The organism is Variovorax sp. OV700, from assembly GCF_900099805.1.
Taxonomy (GTDB): Bacteria; Pseudomonadota; Gammaproteobacteria; order Burkholderiales; family Burkholderiaceae_C; genus Variovorax.
This window is the reverse complement of sequence record NZ_FNDR01000020.1, coordinates 16,275-32,507: the sequence shown is the minus strand read 5'-3', so window position 1 is coordinate 32,507 and position 16,233 is coordinate 16,275. Positions and strand designations below refer to the sequence as shown.

The window sequence follows — 16,233 nt, the reverse complement described above, 5'->3', positions numbered from 1 at the left end:
ACGCATTGGCCGCACCCTGCGCGCGGCCCGACAACACATTTCAACCAGGAAAGAAGACACCCATGTTCATCCGTTGCGCGTTTTTCCGGGGCAAGGTCAAGGCCGGCATGGAAGAGGCTTTCGACCGGCACGTGCACGAGAAGCTGGTGCCGCTCTGGACCCGTTTTCCGGGCGTGCTCGAAGTGCGCGTGCTGCGCCAGATCGAAAGCGATGTGAGCGATCCCGAACTGGCCATGGTGCTGTCGACCCGCTATGCCAGCCGCGAAGACATTGCGCTGGCGCTCGATTCACCCGTGCGCTACGAAAGCCGCGAGCTCTCCAAGCATCTGTTCGAGATGTTCGACGGCACGGTCTTTCACACGGTGTTCAGCGCCGAAGAATTTCCGCTCGTCAACAGCTGATGCCCTAACACTGGCGACGGCGCTAGCCGCTGTCGACCTTCGCCTTACGGGCGCTGTGCATGTCTCGCCGCTCCCCGGGAATTCCCGGATGCCCTTCGCGTTGCCCGAATGGGATAGTTAGTTCGCCCTTCAAACTAACTAATTTCTTACACGGCTTTTCGCCGGGCAACCTCCAAGGAGAGACATCGATGCAACTCAAGCACACCCTGGCCGCCATGGCCTTCGGCCTCACCGCAGTGGGCGCAGTGGCGCAGACCGTGGTCGGCGTGAGCTGGTCCAACTTCCAGGAAGAGCGGTGGAAGACCGACGAGGCCGCCATCAAGGCCCAGCTCGAGAAGCTCGGCGCCAAGTACATCAGTGCCGACGCGGGCGGCTCGCCCGAGAAGCAGCTGGGCGACATCGAGGGGCTGATTTCCAAGGGCGCCAAGGCGCTCATCGTGTTGGCAATGGACAAGGACGCGATCCTGCCCGCGATCACCAAGGCCACGCGCCAGAAGGTGCCCGTGGTCGCGTACGACCGGTTGATCGAGGCGCCGGGCGTCTTCTACATCACCTTCGACAACGTCGAAGTCGGCCGCATGGAGGCGCGCGAGGTCTTCAAGGTCAAGCCCAAGGGCAACTACGTGATCATCAAGGGCTCGCCGAGCGACCCGAACGCCGACTTTTTGCGCGCGGGCCAGCAAGAGGTGCTGGATGCCGCCGTGAAGAAGGGCGACATCAAGATCGTCGGCGACGAATACACCGAAGGCTGGAAGCCCGAGGTCGCGCAAAAGAACATGGAGCAGATCCTCACCAAGGTCGGCAACAAGGTCGATGCGGTGGTGGCGGCCAACGACGGAACGGCCGGCGGCGCGGTCGCCGCGCTCACGGCCAAGGGCCTGCGCGGCGTTCCGGTATCGGGGCAGGATGCGGACTTTGCCGCGCTCAACCGCATTGCGCTGGGCACGCAGACCGCCACGGTCTTCAAGGACTCGCGCGAACTCGGCCGAGAAGCCGCCAGCGCCGCCATCGCGCTGACGCAGGGCAAGCCGGCCGAGAAGGCCGCACCGTGGAATTCCGGTCCGAAGAAGATCTCGCTCTCGTCACGCCTGCTCACGCCGGTGCCGATCACGCGCGACAACCTCGACGTGGTTGTGAAGGCCGGCTGGATCAAGAAGGACGAACTCTGCAAGGGCGTCCAGGCCGCCAGCGCGCCAGCAGCCTGCAAGTAGCGGGCGCGCCCGCAGGCGCTCCCCGATCCGTGCCGTCTCGCGGTTCAGGCCGGCCCGAAGGCCGGGCCGGCGCGCCGTCGCGCACCTGTTTCTTCTTCGAGAGGATGTTTAAACAATGAGCAATCAAACGCCAGGCTGGTGGCGGCGCGCGGGGGTCGATCTGCGGCTCTTGCTGATGAGCGTGCTGCTGGTCGTCATGGGCATCGTCTTCAACGTGATGTCCGGCGGCGTGTTCCTGTCGCCCGAGAACCTCTACAACGTGGCGCAGCAGACGGCCGTGGTGGGCATCGTCGCGACCGTGATGGTGCTGGTCATCGTGGCGCGCCACATCGACCTTTCAGTGGGCTCGGTCATGGGCTTTGTCGGCGTGCTGATCGCCTATCTGCAATACACCTCGGGCTGGTCGTGGCCCACGGCCTGCCTGGCGGGCCTTGCGGTGGCGCTGCTGGTGTCCATCTATCAGGGCTGGCTCACGGCGATGCTGGGCGTGCCGTCGTTCGTGGTCACGCTGGGCGGGCTGATGTCCTTCCGCGGCGCCGCGTTCCTGGTGGCCGACGGCAAGACGCAGCCGGTGAACGACGAGTTCTTTCAGCGCCTGGGCGGCGGATACGACGGCGGCATCGGCACCACCGCGACCTGGGTTCTCGCGGTGTTCGTGGCGGTGGTGCTGTTCGCGCGCATGCTGCAGAAGCGCCGCGCGCGCGCCCATCACGAGATGCCCAACGAGCCGCTCTGGCTCGAACTGCTTTTGACCGCCGTGCCGGTGGCGGTGGTGTTCGTTTTTGCGGCCGTCATGAACAACTACCAGATCGCCTCGAAAGACGCGCCCCAGGGTCTCCCGATTCCGGTGCTGATCTGGGCCGTGGTGGCCATCGTGCTGTCGTTCATCGTGCACCGCACGCGCTTCGGGCGCTACGTGTTCGCGATGGGCGGCAACCCCGATGCGGCGGCGCTGGTGGGCATTCCGGTCAAGCGCGTCACGCTGATGCTGTTCGCACTGCTCGCGGTGCTGGTGACGGTGGCGGCCATCGTCTCGATTGCGCGGCTCAATGCCGGCACCAACTCGCTCGGCACGGGCATGGAGCTGTACGTGATCGCGGCCGCCGTCATCGGCGGCACGGCGCTCGCGGGTGGCAGCGGCTCGATCTTCGGCTCGGTGCTGGGCGCGCTCATCATGCAGTCGCTCGACAGCGGCATGCTGCTGCTCGACGTGCCCATCGGCAAGCGCATGGTGATCATCGGGCAGGTGCTGATCGTGGCGGTGGTGTTCGACGTTCTCTATCGCACGCGCTTTGGAGAGAACTGAGATGAGCACCATCGACACATCCAGACCCCTCGTCGAACTGCGCGACATCCGCAAGGCCTTCGGCGGCGTGAAGGCCGTGGACGGCGTGAGCGTGAACCTCCATCCCGGCGAAGTGGTTGCGGTGCTCGGCCACAACGGCGCAGGCAAGTCCACGCTCATGAAGATGCTTGCGGGCGCTTATCCAATCGACTCGGGCGACACGCTGATCGCGGGCGAGAAGGTCCACATCCGCACGCCCGCCGAGGCGCAGGCGCTGGGCATCGAGACCATCTACCAGACGCTCGCATTGGCCGACAACCTCGACTCCGTGTCCAACCTCTTTCTCGGCCGCGAGAAGATGACGCGCTGGAACACGCTCGACGATCATTTCATGGAGGTGCAGGCGCGCAAGGTGTTCCACCGCCTGAACAAGAACTTCACCAACATCCGCATCCCGGTGCGTCGCCTCTCGGGCGGGCAGCGGCAGGTGGTGGCGATCTCGCGCGCGCTGTACTTCAACGCGCGCATTCTCATCATGGACGAACCCTGCGCCGCGCTCGGCCCCGAAGAAACCGCGATGGTCGGCGGGCTCGTGAAGCAGCTCAAGGCCGATGGCGTCGGCATCTTCCTGATCACGCACGACATGCCCGACGTCTTCTCGCTGAGCGACCGCGTCGCGGTCATGAAGAACGGCAAGCTCGTCGGCACCTACCGCACCGCGGACGTCACTGAAGACGAAGTGCTCGGCATGATCATCGCCGGCAAGCGGCCCGAAGGAAAAGAGCAGGCGCACAGGTGAACGCAGGCGCGCTCGAGGTTCGCAGGTTGGGGGTCGGATCATGACCATCGGCGATCAGCAGCTGCTCAAGCGGATGAACCGCAGCGCTTTGCTGCGTTTGCTGCGCGCCCGCCCGGGACTCTCGCGTGCGCGGCTTGCCGACGAAAGCGGCCTCACCAAATCGACCGTGAGCCTGCTGGTGCGCGAGCTGCTCGACGAGGGCTGGCTCAGCGAGGCCGGTACGACTGTTGCCGATGGCTTGGGGCGGCCTTCCACGCCGCTGCAGATCAACGTCGGCGTGCGCGCGTTGATGGGCGTCGAGATCGCGGTCGAAACGGTGCGCCTGGCCTGCGTCTCGCTTCAGGGCGAGGTGCTCCATGCCGACACGCATGCGCTGACCGACAGCGCACCGGCCGGCGTCTGCGCGCAGGTCGCGCGCATGGCTGCAGCGGCGCACCGGCAGTTGAGCGAACTGGGGCTGCGCCTGTCGAGCATCGGCGTCTGCGTGCCCGGCGCGGTGGACGATTGCACCGGCGTGGTCCGCTTTGCGCCCAACCTCGGCTGGCGCAATGTGAGCCTGCTGCCCGCGCTCGAGCAAGCCTTTGCCGCGGCGGGCCTGCCGGGCGTCGTGGTGCAGCTGCAGAACGATGCGGATGCCGCCGCGCTCGGCGAGTACGAGTTCTTTGGCGGCGAAGGCGGCGATCCGCTGATCTTCGTCAGCTGCGACGTCGGCGTGGGTGCCGGCGTAGTGCTGAACGACCGGCTGTTCACAGGCGCGCAAGGCATGGCGGGCGAGATCGGCCACACCATCGTGCAGATCGACGGGCCATTGTGCTCGTGTGGGCGAAGAGGCTGCGCCGAAGCCTTCTTCGGCTCGCGCGCGCTGGAGCGTGAGGCGCCCGAAACGGCGCGTGCGGCCGCCTTCTTCGGCGTGCTGCTGCAGAACCTGTGGGTTACCTTCGATCCGCGCGCCATCGTGCTCGGGGGCAAGTCGTGCACCCAGCATCGCGGCCTGGCGCAAGCGGCTTTCGAGATGGTGAAGCGCCATGCCGATGCGGCCGGCATGCCCGCGCCTGACCTGCGCCTGGCCCGCTATGGCGAGCTGGCTCCCGCGGTGGGCGCGGCCGCGCTGGCGTTGCACGAGTATCTGCGGCCTCTTCAGCTCGATGCGCGCGCGCGCCGCGCACGCGCTGCGCGCGACTACGCGATACCTTCGGCCTGAAAAATCGTCGGTGAGGCGCCGGCAGGTCCGCGGCACACCGCCGATGCACGGCGACTGCGCATACGCCTGCGCACGTGCCTTGGCCTAGCTTCTGGGGTTTGCCGTTTCCCGGAAGAACTCGCTGGGCGCTGCGCTCTTGTCTTCCTCGCGCCATTCGCGCAGCCGTCTGTACAGGGTGCCACGCGACACGCCCAGCTGCCGCGCCGCCTGCGAAACGTTGCCGCCTTGCGCGGCCAGCGCTTCCTCGATCAGCTTGCGGCTGTGCTCGCGCAGGGTCTCGCTTTGGGGCGCCTCCGGCTCCGGTGCTTGCGAAGTGCCTCCTTCTGACGGCGCCGTCTCGATCGGTGCTGGCGCCATCACCATCGCACTGGTCTGGCCCGGCATCGCCACCGCATGCCTGAAGTCCGCGCCGTCCGCGGCCTTGAGCCGCGCCTGCACCCACACGCCGAGCCCGCTGGCCAGGCGCAGCGGCTGGGCGGCTTCGCGCCGTTCCAGCCGCAGCAGGCTCGCGAGATCGTGGCCTAGCATCGACTCGACATCGCGTTCGCAGGCCTCCTCGGGCAAGCGGCCGATCAGCCGCGCGCCGGCGCCGTTGAGCCACGCGATGGTGCCGTCGGGCGCCACGCCGGCCAGTGCTTCCATGGGCGTGCCCAGCAAGGTGGGGCTGGCCTGGAAGCGCAGGATCAGGTGGTCGCGCGACTGCGCCTGCAACAGGCGGTTCTCGATGGTGGTGGCGTACAGCGCCACCATCGAAGCCGCGTCGAAACCGAAGCGCCGCGCCTCCATCGTGATGTCGAGCACGCCGGCCAGACGGCCCGTCACGTCGCGGATGGGCGCCGCGGCGCATTGCATCTGCGACAGCACGTCGAAGTAGTGCTCCGCGCCGTCGACGGTGCAGGCCTGCCCCGTGGTCGCGACGATGCCCGGCGCCGTGGTGCCAACCATGCGCTCTGAAATGTTCACGCCCACGCGCGCGGTCTTGCGCAATACGGGCTGGTGCGCCCCGGTCGGATGCTGCGTGACGTGCACCACCACGCCTTCGCCGTCGGTCAGGATCACACGGGAGTCGGTGCCCGAGAGCGCGGTTTCCATGCTCGCGAGCTCCTGCCGCGCAACCTCGAGCAGTTCGCGGTTGCGCGCCAGCGTGGCGTGCAGCCGGCTTGGAGTGACCGCATCGAAGGGCACGATGCGTTGCCGATCGCTGTGGTTGCGCGTGCAGCGCAGCCACGACTGGATCACGGCTTCGCCGACGAGCCCCGATGGGCGCACGCCTTCCTCGAAGAACTGCTGCCGCGCGAGTGCCACGCGCTGGGCCGGCGTGGTGGAAAAAAGTTGGCGCGGCGCGGTGGCCGTGCCCAGCCTTTCGAAAGCCATGCTGTTCGCTGCTCCTCGAATTAGGGGGAACCAGGAATGGGGAAATCGCTGACCCCTGCGAATGTGTTCTGCAATGGAACAGCGCCGGACTGGGGAAATCCCGGGGGTGCTGGCAAGGGCCACACGAACGATCCTTGCGGCATAAAGGAGACTCACGATGAAAAAGATCCACGCCGGGCTGCTTCCGCTCGCCGTTGCATGGCTGTGCCTGGGCGCATCGACGGCTTCGGCCCAGGCGGCCGGAACCCCGCAGGATCGCGCCGCCGCGGCCATCCAACGGGTGAACAGCAACTTCATTCGCGACAACGCGGCACAGAAGAAGACGCCCGACTGGCCGAGCTACGGCCTCGATTACGCCGAGTCGCGCTTCAGCAAGCTCGACCAGGTGAACGCCGGCAACGTCAAGCAGCTGGGCCTGGTCTGGTCGTACAACCTCGAGTCGACGCGCGGCGTGGAAGCCACGCCGCTGGTGGTCGACGGCGTGATGTACGTCACCGCCTCATGGAGCGTGGTGCATGCGATCGACACGCGCACGGGGCAGAAGCTCTGGACCTTCGATCCGCAGGTCGACAAGTCCAAGGGCTTCAGGGGCTGCTGCGACGTGGTGAACCGCGGCGTTGCGCTGCACGAGGGCCGGGTCTACGTGGCCGCCTATGACGGCCGGCTCATCGCGCTCGATGCGGCCACGGGCCAGAAGGTCTGGGAAAAGAACACCATCGAGGGGCAGAAGGGCTCCTACACCATCACCGGCGCGCCGCGCGTCTTCAAGGGCAAGGTCATCATCGGCAACGGCGGCGCCGAATACGGCGTGCGTGGCTACGTCACCGCCTACGACGCGAAAACCGGCGACCAGAAGTGGCGCTGGTTCGTGGTGCCGGGCGACCCGAGCAAGCCTTTCGAGGACGAATCGATGGCGCGCGCCGCCAAGACCTGGGACCCGAGCGGCAAGTACTGGGAAGCGGGCGGCGGCGGTACCGCCTGGGACAGTTTCGCCTTCGACCCCGAGCTCAACCTGATGTACGTGGGCACCGGCAACGGCTCGCCCTGGGCACGCAGCAAGCGAAGCCCGAGCGGCGGCGACAACCTCTACCTGGGCTCGGTGGTGGCCCTGAACCCCGACACCGGCAAGTACGTGTGGCACTACCAGGAGACCCCCGGCGACAACTGGGACTACACCTCCACCCAGTCGATGATCCTGGCCAACGTCAAGCTGGCCGGCAAGTCGCGCAAGGTGCTGCTGCATGCACCGAAGAACGGATTCTTCTTCGTCATCGACCGCACCAACGGCAAGTTCATCTCGGCCAAGAATTTCGTCGAGGTGAACTGGGCCACGGGCTACGACACCAATGGCCGGCCGATCGAGATCGCCGCCGCGCGTCAGAATGAAAAGCCTGGCGACAGCATCCCGGGCCCCTTCGGCGCGCACAACTGGCACCCGATGTCGTTCAACCCGCAGACGGGCCTCGCCTACCTGCCCGCGCAGAACGTGCCGATCAACCTGATGGACGACAAGGACTGGAAGTTCGACCAGAACGTGCCCGGCCGCCCGCACGGAGGAATGGGCTGGAACACCGCCATGTTCGCCAATGCCGAGCCGCCCAAGAGCAAGCCCTTCGGCCGTCTCATCGCGTGGGACCCGGTGGCGCAGAAGGAAGCCTGGGGCGTGGACTACGCCTCGCCCTGGAACGGCGGCACGCTCACCACGGCAGGCAACCTCGTGTTCCAGGGCACGGCCGATGGTCGCCTGCTGGCCTACAACGCCAAGACCGGCGAGAAGCTCTGGGAGACCCCCACCGGTACCGGTGTGGTCGCGGCCCCGTCGACCTACGTGGTCGACGGCAAGCAATACGTGTCCGTCGCGGTGGGCTGGGGCGGCGTGTACGGCCTCGCGCAGCGCGCCACCGAGCGGCAAGGCCCGGGCACCGTCTACACCTTCGCGGTCGGCGGCACGGCCAAGATGCCCGAGTTCGTGCAGTACCGCATGAGCAAGCTGGTCGAGGGCGTGAAGTACGACCCCGCCAAGGTGCAGGCCGGCACCATGCTCTATGTGAGCAACTGCGTGTTCTGCCACGGCGTGCCGGGCGTGGACCGCGGCGGCAACATTCCGAACCTCGGCTACATGGACGCCGCCTACATCCAGAACCTGGACAAGTTCGTTCTCAACGGCCCTGCCGTGGGGCGCGGCATGCCCGACTTCACGGGCAAGCTCTCGACCGAAGAAATCGAGAGCATCAAGGCCTTCATCCAGGGCACGGCGGACGCGATCCGGCCCAAGTAAGGAAGGCAGCTCAGAGCGGCCCGGTCAGCCCGCGAGCCGCAGTTCGTGGATGAGGCCCGCCACGTTGCTCACCTGCAGCTTGTCGTAGATCGACTGGATGTGGTTGCGCACCGTGGCGGGCGAGCGGCTCAGGATGGCCGCGATGTCCTTGTGAGTGTCGCCTCTGGCGAGCAGCTCGGCAATGGTGTGTTCGCGCGGCGTGAGGTTGTCGGCACGGCAGCGCTTGCGCACGCTCAAGAACAGCAGGCGCTGTTCGAGCCGGTACGACACTGCGACATGCCTACCCAGGTAGGCGGACTGCACCGTCATGAAATGTTCCAGCAGCGACTGCGGCAACGCTTGGCGCGGCCAGCCCGCGAACTCTTCCTGCATCAGCGCGACGAAGGTCACGTCGCAGTGATAGATCGCGCCTTTCAGGTCGGCGATGGCTGAGCCGCGGGGCTGCACGCCGGAGGCCGGCGAGAGCGTCCGGTCCAGGTGCATCACGCGGTTGAGCGCCAGCGCCTGCATGAGGTGCGGCGACAGGCTGGCCAGGAGGCTCACTTCCTCGGGCTTGCAATGCGCGTCCGGGTCGGCGCGGAACAGCGAGAACCAGTGCATGAAGTTGGACCGCGGGTCGCTGTCCATCGTGATGAAGATGTTGTTCTGGTCATAGCGCTGCACGTAGTCCAGAAACGGCGCGTACTTGGGCCCGCTCCACCAGCTCGCCGAGTTGAAGCCTCTTGTGGCGTGTCCCTTGCCGAAGAAGCTCGCGGCCGCGGAGTCGAGGTGCTTGAAGGAGTCGTACTCCATCATCATCTCGGGCGTTTTGCGGTGCAGGTGCAGCGTGTGCACCTCGATTCCCTCGTCGGCTGTGGTGGCCGTGCCCCACATCGACGCGTCGAAGGACAGCACCGGCTTGATGAGGTCGAGCGCGGCATCCTGGAAGGCGCTGATAGGCAGCTCGTGAGAGAGCCGATAGAGCTGCAGCAGCAGCTCGCTGAAGTCGTGCAGTGCGGCCGGTCGGGTCATCGCTGAGTCTTTCATCGCGCCTTCGCAGCGCGCATCCCATATTCCGGTGATTCGTTCTTCGGCACGCCGACGGATTTCAAGAATGGTGCATTTGCATCATTTTTTTTGGAGAAGTGAAAGCTATTGTTTGCGGGGCCTCCGGTTGCCAGAGGTGTCCAACCCCTTTTAGAAGAGCTCATCCATGCCACATCTCACCCGCAAACTCCCCCATGTCTTGTCCGCTGTCACCTTGGCGCTCCTCTCAGCGTGCGGAGGTGGCGGAGGCGGGAGCGGAGGCGGGTTCGGCTTCATTCCTCCGGCGTCGAGCGGCGGCGGCGGCGGCGACCAACCCGCGGCCGCCACGACGCTGAGCGGCACGGTCGCCACCGGCGCGGCCTTTGCTGGCGCGGCGCTCACGGTGTTCGATCAGACCGGTGCCAAGGTCTGCGAAGTGACCACCACGGCCGAAGGCACCTACAGCTGCTCGCTGCCGGCCGGCACCAGGGCGCCGCTGGTCATCCAGGCCGTGCGGGACGACCTGACCCTGTACAGCACCACCGCGAGCACCGCCACCGGCACCACGAACGTGACGCCGCTCACCACCATCATCGTGGCGCAGCTTTCGCCCAACGGCGATCCCTCGCAGCTGGCCGCCGCGATCCAGGCCGATGCCGGCGCCGTCACCGCCGGATCGATCGGCGACCAGGTGGCGAAGCTGGTCGCCGCGCTGCAGCCGCTCCTCTCCGCGCTCAACCTGAGCATCGACCCGATGAGCGGCGAGTTCACGGCCAACGGCACGGGGCAGGACCGCCTGCTGGACGCCATCAACGTGTCGGTCCGGCCGGACGGCACGGCCGCCAATATCGAGATCACCGTGAAGGCGCTGCCTGCCGGGGAAGACAGCCCGCCGGTGTCGATCGTCTTTCGCAGCGGCGATGCCGTCATTGCAACGCTGCCCCCTGTCGATACGGCATCCCTCGTGTCGCCGCCCACGCCGGCCATGGTGCAGGCCCTGCTCGACCGCATCAACGCCTGCTATGCGCTGCCGCTCGCACAGCGCATCGACAGCCCCATCGAGTCGGACGGCAATGCCTACGGCAGCGCCGCCAACGTGGTGGCGCCGGCGTGCCGCACGCTGTTCGTGGGCGACGACCCGGCCAACTTCGTGTCGGCCGGCGCGCCCGTTGGCCGCGTGAGCAGCGGTGCGCGCCGCTCGTTCGAAAGCCTGTTCCGCTTCGGTCCCACCAACCTGAAGCACGATCGTGGCAACTTCGAATACTTCCATGCCAACGGGGACATTGCGCTGACGTTTCGCTGGACCGACGTCATCGGCAACACCGACAACGACTTCATCAACGCGAAGATCGTGGACGGCGCGCTGAAGCTCACCGGAAACAGCAACACCTACCGTGCGGCCGTGCGGCCGCAGCTCGAGAAGAAGGACTACCTGAAGCACCAGAACCTGGTCTTCCATTCCGTCGGCTACGCCATTTCGATCGACAACGTGCGCGACGGCAACGGCGACCCGATCCTTTCGAAGGTGGTGGCGACCACGGCATCGCTGCCGGGCAAGGAATTGGTCCTGGTGCCCAAGACCGGCCTGAGTACGCTGGTCCTCACGCCGGACGGTACTGCGGGCTCGGCGTTGAACTCGGCCCTGTGGCGCATGTCCGCGCGCTACCTGGATCCAGCCCAGACCGGCAGCCCGAGCGATTTCGAGAATGCCAACCTCTTTGCCACGCCGCCGTACACCGACGAGCAGCTTGGCAAGATCGCCGACCAGACCGTGTGGAAACTGGAGTTCTTCCGCGCGGACGGCACAACGCCGAATGTCGTGCAATACGTGCGCACCTTCTCCCGTGTGCCCACCGTTGCGGAAGCAGTGCAGACTCCCCTGGTGGAGCTCGCACCTGCCCTGCGTGCCGAACTGCTCGCGGAAAGCCAGAACACCGCGCGCGGCATCGTCTTCGGGGCGCCGACCCCGTCGGAGCCCAACAACGTCGATTTCAGCGCCGATGGCGACCTCGACGGCTGGGTGGTTCCGAACGGCGCGCTCGCGCCCACCTCGTTCGGCGTCTTCGGCAGGGCGCCCGGCCCCAGTGGTGCCCGCTTCAGCGAAACCGTGACCGTGCGCAGCACGGCCCGCAAGGCGATGGTCTATTGCCAGCCCGTGGGCGGCAGCGACGCGCACTGCGTGCCGGCCGACAACAACAGCTGGCAATACGCCCAGGGCGCGTCGCTGAGCACCTTCAGCTTTACGGCACGCACCGCGCGTCAAGTCGACGTACGAAAGAACTTCGAAGTCTGGACCGTCACGCTTCCCTGAGTTTCCTGCTGTCACCGCCATGAAAAAAGCCGCCGGACCTGAGGGCCCGGCGGCTTTTTTTCTTGTGACCGAAAAGATCAGTCGGCGTACACGCCGGCAGCCTTGATGATCGGGCCCCACTTGGCGATTTCAGCCGAGACGAACTTCTTGTGCTCGGCCGGCTCCGTGCGCTTGTCGGCGACGATCACGGCGCCCAGCGCTTCTTCGCGCTTGATGAAGCCCGGGTCCTTCAGCGCGGCCTTGACGGCTTCGTTGAGCTTCTTCAGCACCGGTGCCGGCGTGCCCTTGGGGGCATACACGCCGTGCCAGATCGAGACCTCGAAGTCCTTCAGGCCCGATTCGGCCAGCGTTGGCAGGTCTTTCAGGGCCGGCGTGGTCAGGCGCTTGCTCGTGGTCACGGCATAGGCCTTGACCTTCTTGGCCTCGATCTGCGAGGTGGTGTTGGTGGTCTGGTCGCACAGCAGGTCGATCTGGCCGCCGAGCAGGTCGGCGATGGCCGGTGCGGTGCCCTTGTAGGGAACCGGCGTCATCTCGACTTTGAGCGCGCTCTGGAACAGCAGGCCGCACAGGTGCGACGCGGCGCCCAGGCCGGCATTGCCAAGGTTGATCTTGCCCTTGTTGGCCGTGATCCACGCCGTCAGTTCCTTGTAGTTGTTGGCGGGCAGGGTGGGCCTGCCGATGAGCGTCATCGGCACTTCATTGACCATGCCGAGGTATTCGAAGTCGTTCTCCACGTTGAACGGCAGCTTGCGGTAGAGCGCCGGCATCGTGGACATGCCGATGTGGTTCACCAGGATCGTGTAGCCGTCCGGAGCGGCGCGGGCGACCTTGGCGGTGCCGATGGAGCTGCCGGCGCCCGCGGTGTTGTCCACCACGATCGTCGTGCCGAGGGTCTTTTGCATGGCTTCGGCCAGGTCGCGCGCCACGCGGTCGGTCGGGCCGCCGGCTGCGAAAGGCACTACCAGCGTGACGGTCTTGCCTGCGGGGAAATCCTGGGCATAGGCGCCCGCGGCGGCAGCGGCAATCGCCGTAAATGCAAGCAATTTCTTCATGATGTCTCCCGACGATTGAAATGAAAACGGCCGCGATCATAAAGGCTGACCATGACCTGACCCATAGCGAATAGCCCTAGGGACGCGCCAGAAACCGCACTTTCCTGGGGCATGATGCGCGCTCGCAAGTCGCGCCTGGGGAGGCGCGAAAAAAAACCATAAACACCGCAGGCCCACGGGCCGCATCGAGGAGGAATTTCCAAATGGATCCATGGGTCTATCCGCGCGAGCGCTCGCTCGGCACCATCACGCTCGTGCTCGGCCTCCTGGTCTGGGCGCTGCTGGTGCTCGGCACCCTGGGCATTGCGCTCATCTACGTGCTGTTCGGCTTCATCGCCTATGTGTTTGCGCAGTCGGCCGTCATTGCCTGGATCAAGGGCACGGCCGTGAAGCTTTCGCCCACCCAGCTGCCCGAACTGCACGCGCGCTTCCAGGCCTGCTGCGGCTATCTCGGCATCGAGCACCCGCCCGAGGCCTACCTGCTGCATGGCGACGGCATGTTCAATGCCTTTGCCACCCGCTTCTTCGGCCGCAACTTCGTCGTTCTGCTGTCCGACGTGGTCGATGCGATGGAAGCCCAGCCCGACGGCATCAACTTCTACATCGGTCACGAGCTCGGCCACATCCGCCGCGGCCACCTCACGGGCCATATCTGGCGCGCTCCGGTGCTCTGGCTGCCACTGCTCGGCGCCGCCTATTCCCGCGCGAAGGAATACACCTGCGACCTGCATGGCGCCGCCTGCTGCGAGCAGCCCGACTCCGCGCCCCGCGCACTCGTGGCGCTGGCCGCCGGTGCGCAGCAATGGCGCAACGTCGACCTGCAGCGCTACGCCGACCAGTCGGTGGGCAACGGCGGGTTCTGGGGCTCGTTCCATGAAGTGATCGCCGGCTACCCCTGGCTCACCAAGCGCGTGGCGCGCACCATCGACGCCGACGCGAAGCTGCCGAGCCGCAATCCCGTGGCTTACGTGCTCGCGATCTTCGTGCCCTACACCGGCCGTGCCGGCGGCGGTGCGCTGGCGTTGGTGATGGTGGTCGCCATCATCGGCGTGCTGGCCGCGGTGGCCATCCCGGCCTACAAGGAATACCAGACCCGCGCGGTCGTTTCCCAGGCTTGGTCGGAGGCCGCGCCGGTGCGCGAAGCGCTCGGCAACTACTACAAGCAGAAGGAAGAGATTCCCGACTCGCTCTCGATCGCCGGCGCACCCGAAAGCCTGCCCGGCGGCGCGGAGTTGACGCTGGATTCGGACACCATGGTGGTCGAAGTCGCGCTTCCAAAGGCGGCAGGCAAGCTGCTCATGGAGCCCTCGGCCACCGACGACGGCATTGCGTGGAACTGCGTGGCCGGTGACGACCTGGCTGATAAGGCACTGCCGATCGCCTGCCGCAAATAGCGGCAAACCGAACGACATATACAGTCGTAAGAGAAGTTTGCCGGCCGTTGAACTGTCCGACAGGCGGACCCGACGCGTGCCGATGCCCTCCACGGGGGTGGGTTCTAGGGTGAAGTCTTTGTTGCCATCACCAGGCATCCAACAAGGAGAACTTCACCCATGCCCATCACCTCATCCTCGCTGGACGGAATGAAGGTTGCCATCCTCGTGTCGGACGGCTTCGAACAGGCCGAGATGACCGAGCCACGCAAAGCGCTCGAAAGTGCGGGCGCAGAGACGCAGGTCGTCTCGCCGCTCGACGGCAGCGTGCGCGGCTGGAAGCACCTCGAACCGGCCGACACCTTCGAGGTCGACGTGCCGCTCAAGAACGCCAATGCCGATGACTTCGATGCGCTGCTGCTGCCCGGCGGCGTGGTCAACCCCGACGCACTGCGCATCAACCAGAAGGCCGTGGCCTTCGTGCGCGAATTCGTCGAATCGGGCAAGCCCATTGCCGCCATCTGCCATGGTCCGTGGACGCTCATCAACGCCGATGGCGTCAAGGGCCGAAAGCTGACGTCGTGGCCTTCGCTGCGCATCGACCTGATGAACGCCGGCGCGAAGTGGACCGACCAGGACGTGGTGGTCGACCGCGGTCTGGTAACGAGCCGCCGGCCCGACGACCTGCCCGCATTCAATCGCGAGATGACGAAGCTGTTCGAGCTCGCGCACGAAGCGGCGATTCACTGAGGGTTGCGACGTCCGGTCCTGTGTAGCGCGCACGCGGTCGTATCAGTTGCCCCGAGGCCTGCTGCTCGAGCACGTGGGCCGTCCAGCCGACCGTGCGCGCCAGCGCAAACAGCGTCAACGGCGCATCGGCCGGCAGCTTGTGCACGGCAGCCAGCACGGCCAGCGCGAAATCGACGTTCGCCGCTTCCCCCACCAGCGTTTCTCCGGTGGCGCGCAGTGCCGCGAGCGCGGGCGGCAGCTCGATGCCGGCGAGCAGGGCGGTGCAGCGCGCGTCTCCTTGCGGATAGAGTGGATGGCCGAAAGCCGCAAGCGGCCGGTCGTGCGCGAGCCACTCGCGCACCGCGGCTTCGCTGCCCATGGCCGTGGCACTGCGAACCAGCGCCTGAACCGACGCCGCGGCACCGCCATGCAATGGACCCGTGAGCGTGGACAGGCCGGTGAGCAGGCACGCCGCGAGCGAGGCGCCTGTCGATGCCGTGACGCGCGCGGCGAAGGTCGAGGCGTTGAGTTCGTGGTCGGCCAGCAGCACCAGGGCGCGGCGCAACATATCGGCTGCGCGCGGGCGGCGCCATGCCGCGGCAATGCGCATGTGCAGCGGTGCAGTGCGCGAAGCCGATGGACCGAGCAATGCGTCGGCCAGCGTGCCGATCACTTCCGCCGCCTCGGACTTCAGCACCGCGGCGGCGCGGCCGCGCGAGGGCGGGTCGGTCCCGGCGCGTGCTGCGAGTGCGAGCAGGCCGGCCTGCAGCGGTGTCGCCCCTTCGCCATGCAACGGTTCGGGAGCGCGGGCCGCGGCGAAGCGCGGCGGTGCGCTTTCCCACAGCAGCCCCGCCACGTCTTCGAGCGTGGCATGTTCCGCAAGCAGGCAAGCATCCTGCCCGCGGTACCAGAGACGCCCCTCGGACACCGTGGACACGGCAGACGGCAGCACAGGTTCGCCCCATCGAATGGCTTCGCTGGCGACCGCCTCGCTGCTGCGCCGGCCGCGCGTGCGCGCCGCGATGCGTTGCACGTCGTCGCGGTGATAGAGGCTGCGCCGAGGGTCCGACGTATCCGGCTTGGCGCGAACGCGTCCGCGACTCACGCTCGCATAGAGCGTCTGCGGTCGGACCTGCATCAGTTCGAGGGCTTCTGCTGCGGGCAGCCAGAGCGGTGTCTTCGTTGCCATATTGATGGAATAAATCAAGATTGAC

Annotated in this window: 13 protein-coding genes; 9 read left to right on the top strand and 4 right to left on the bottom strand. The window is 66.6% G+C overall.

Annotated features, from left to right (window positions below; translation table 11 throughout):
• The first annotated feature begins 62 nt into the window (after positions 1-62).
• The 5 genes from BLR24_RS29235 (at position 63) to BLR24_RS29215 (ending at position 4,897) form a co-directional block, all read left to right on the top strand.
• Complete coding sequence (locus tag BLR24_RS29235; RefSeq protein ID WP_093024012.1) at positions 63-401, top strand: putative antibiotic biosynthesis monooxygenase; 339 nt, start codon at positions 63-65, stop codon at positions 399-401.
• A 188-nt stretch (positions 402-589) separates the two neighbouring features.
• Positions 590-1,612, top strand: a complete 1,023-nt coding sequence (xylF, locus tag BLR24_RS29230; protein WP_093024010.1) for a D-xylose ABC transporter substrate-binding protein — start codon at positions 590-592, stop codon at positions 1,610-1,612.
• A 115-nt stretch (positions 1,613-1,727) separates the two neighbouring features.
• Complete coding sequence (locus BLR24_RS29225; protein ID WP_093024008.1) at positions 1,728-2,918, top strand: sugar ABC transporter permease; 1,191 nt, start codon at positions 1,728-1,730, stop codon at positions 2,916-2,918.
• Between the two features lies 1 nt (position 2,919).
• The gene (locus BLR24_RS29220; protein ID WP_093024006.1) at positions 2,920-3,696 is read left to right on the top strand and encodes an ATP-binding cassette domain-containing protein; all 777 of its coding nucleotides are present in this window, start codon (positions 2,920-2,922) and stop codon (positions 3,694-3,696) included.
• Positions 3,697-3,736: 40 nt separating this feature from the next.
• Entirely contained in the window at positions 3,737-4,897 is a 1,161-nt protein-coding gene (locus BLR24_RS29215) for an ROK family transcriptional regulator (RefSeq protein ID WP_093024004.1), read from the top strand.
• An 84-nt stretch (positions 4,898-4,981) separates the two neighbouring features.
• Here the strand turns inward: BLR24_RS29215 and BLR24_RS29210 are convergent, their stop codons facing one another.
• Positions 4,982-6,271, bottom strand: a complete 1,290-nt coding sequence (locus BLR24_RS29210; protein ID WP_093024002.1) for a helix-turn-helix domain-containing protein — start codon at positions 6,269-6,271, stop codon at positions 4,982-4,984.
• A 157-nt stretch (positions 6,272-6,428) separates the two neighbouring features.
• Here BLR24_RS29210 and BLR24_RS29205 point away from each other — a divergent pair, with 157 nt between their 5' ends.
• Positions 6,429-8,549 (top strand): PQQ-dependent dehydrogenase, methanol/ethanol family, encoded by a 2,121-nt coding sequence (locus tag BLR24_RS29205; RefSeq protein WP_093024000.1) that lies wholly within the window; start codon positions 6,429-6,431, stop codon positions 8,547-8,549.
• Positions 8,550-8,573: 24 nt separating this feature from the next.
• Here BLR24_RS29205 and BLR24_RS29200 read toward each other — a convergent pair whose 3' ends face one another.
• Positions 8,574-9,560, bottom strand: a complete 987-nt coding sequence (locus BLR24_RS29200) for a helix-turn-helix domain-containing protein (protein ID WP_093024044.1) — start codon at positions 9,558-9,560, stop codon at positions 8,574-8,576.
• A gap of 181 nt (positions 9,561-9,741) precedes the next feature.
• On the opposite strand from BLR24_RS29200, the gene BLR24_RS29195 reads away from it, so the two are divergent.
• The gene (locus tag BLR24_RS29195; protein ID WP_093023998.1) at positions 9,742-11,865 is read left to right on the top strand and encodes a hypothetical protein; all 2,124 of its coding nucleotides are present in this window, start codon (positions 9,742-9,744) and stop codon (positions 11,863-11,865) included.
• Between the two features lie 77 nt (positions 11,866-11,942).
• Here the strand turns inward: BLR24_RS29195 and BLR24_RS29190 are convergent, their stop codons facing one another.
• Complete coding sequence (locus BLR24_RS29190; RefSeq protein ID WP_093023996.1) at positions 11,943-12,917, bottom strand: tripartite tricarboxylate transporter substrate-binding protein; 975 nt, start codon at positions 12,915-12,917, stop codon at positions 11,943-11,945.
• A 203-nt stretch (positions 12,918-13,120) separates the two neighbouring features.
• Here BLR24_RS29190 and BLR24_RS29185 point away from each other — a divergent pair, with 203 nt between their 5' ends.
• Both BLR24_RS29185 and BLR24_RS29180 read left to right on the top strand, forming a co-directional pair.
• Complete coding sequence (locus tag BLR24_RS29185) at positions 13,121-14,311, top strand: M48 family metalloprotease (RefSeq protein WP_093023994.1); 1,191 nt, start codon at positions 13,121-13,123, stop codon at positions 14,309-14,311.
• Between the two features lie 159 nt (positions 14,312-14,470).
• Complete coding sequence (locus BLR24_RS29180; protein WP_093023992.1) at positions 14,471-15,040, top strand: type 1 glutamine amidotransferase domain-containing protein; 570 nt, start codon at positions 14,471-14,473, stop codon at positions 15,038-15,040.
• Here the strand turns inward: BLR24_RS29180 and BLR24_RS29175 are convergent.
• Positions 14,985-16,208: a citrate synthase gene (locus BLR24_RS29175; RefSeq protein ID WP_093023990.1), complete on the bottom strand. Its 1,224-nt coding sequence runs from the start codon at positions 16,206-16,208 to the stop codon at positions 14,985-14,987. The genes BLR24_RS29180 and BLR24_RS29175 overlap by 56 nt on opposite strands.
• Between the last annotated feature and the right edge of the window lie 25 nt (positions 16,209-16,233).